This window comes from Streptomyces viridochromogenes DSM 40736 (assembly GCF_000158955.1).
Taxonomy (GTDB): domain Bacteria; phylum Actinomycetota; class Actinomycetes; order Streptomycetales; family Streptomycetaceae; genus Streptomyces; species Streptomyces venetus.
On the sequence record NZ_GG657757.1, the window covers coordinates 2,579,283 to 2,580,471 of the forward strand.

At 75.2% G+C, this 1,189-nt stretch carries 2 protein-coding genes; both read left to right on the forward strand.

Features of this window, described 5'->3' with window-relative positions; genetic code table 11:
- A partial coding sequence (locus SSQG_RS11295; protein WP_003989883.1) for a CbiQ family ECF transporter T component occupies positions 1-770 on the forward strand: 770 nt, incomplete at its 5' end.
- On the forward strand, positions 767-1,189 hold a 423-nt coding region (locus tag SSQG_RS11300; RefSeq protein ID WP_003989884.1), incomplete at its 3' end, for an ABC transporter ATP-binding protein. The genes SSQG_RS11295 and SSQG_RS11300, both read left to right, overlap by 4 nt.

A 1,189-nucleotide genomic window follows, 5' to 3' on the forward strand; every position in this document is an offset into this window, starting at 1 on the left:
TCCGCCTCGGCGGCGAGGTCACCGCCGAAGCACTCACCTTCGCCCTCTACGACGGCCTGAAACTGGCCACCCTCCTCATCTGCGTCGGCGCCGCGAACGCCCTCGCCAACCCCTCCCGCCTCCTCAAGTCCCTCCCGGGCGCCCTGTACGAGCTGGGCGTCGCGGTCGTCGTGGCCCTGACTTTCGCGCCGAACCTCATCGCCGACGTCCAGCGCCTGCGCGCCGCCCGCCGCCTGCGCGGCCGTCCGGACAAGGGCGTTCGCGGACTGCTGCACGTGGGTCTGCCGGTCCTGGAGGGCGCGCTGGAGCGCTCGGTGGCGCTCGCCGCCGCGATGGACGCCCGCGGCTACGGCCGCACCGCCCAGGTGCCCGCCGCCGTCCGCCGCACCACCGCCGCCCTCACCCTCGGCGGCCTGCTCGGCGTCTGCGCCGGAACGTACGGCCTGCTCACCGCCGAGGGCGGGACCTACGGCCTGCCGGTGCTCCTCACCGGCCTCAGCGCCGCCCTGGCCGGTCTCCGGCTCGGCGGACGACGCTCGCTGCGCACCCGGTACCGCCCGGACCGCTGGGACGTGCGCGCCTGGCTGGTCGTCGCCTCCGGGGTTGCGGTCGCCGCACTCCTCACGCTCGCCGCCACCCGCGACCCCGCGTCCCTGCACCCGGGCGTCGTCCCCCTGGTCGCCCCCACCCTGCCCCTCTGGCCCGCCGCGGGCGTACTCCTCGGCCTGCTGCCGGCGTTCGTCGCCCCCGATCCCAAGGAGCCGTCGTGATCCGCTTCGAGGATGTCTCCGTGACCTACGACGGTGCCGCCGAACCCACCGTCCGGGGCATCGACTTCGAGGTCCCGGAAGGTGAACTGGTCCTGCTGGCCGGCCCGTCCGGCGTCGGCAAGTCGACCGTCCTGGGCGCGGTCGGCGGACTCGTGCCGCACTTCACCGGCGGCACCCTGCGGGGCAGGGTCACGGTGGCCGGGCGCGACACCCGTACGCACAAGCCGCGCGAACTCGCCGACGTCGTGGGGACCGTCGGCCAGGATCCGCTCTCCCACTTCGTCACCGACACCGTCGAGGACGAACTCGCCTACGGCATGGAGTCGCTGGGCCTCGCCCCGGACGTGATGCGCCGCCGCGTCGAGGAGACGCTCGACCTGCTCGGCCTCGCCGCCCTGCGCGACCGCCCGATAGCCACC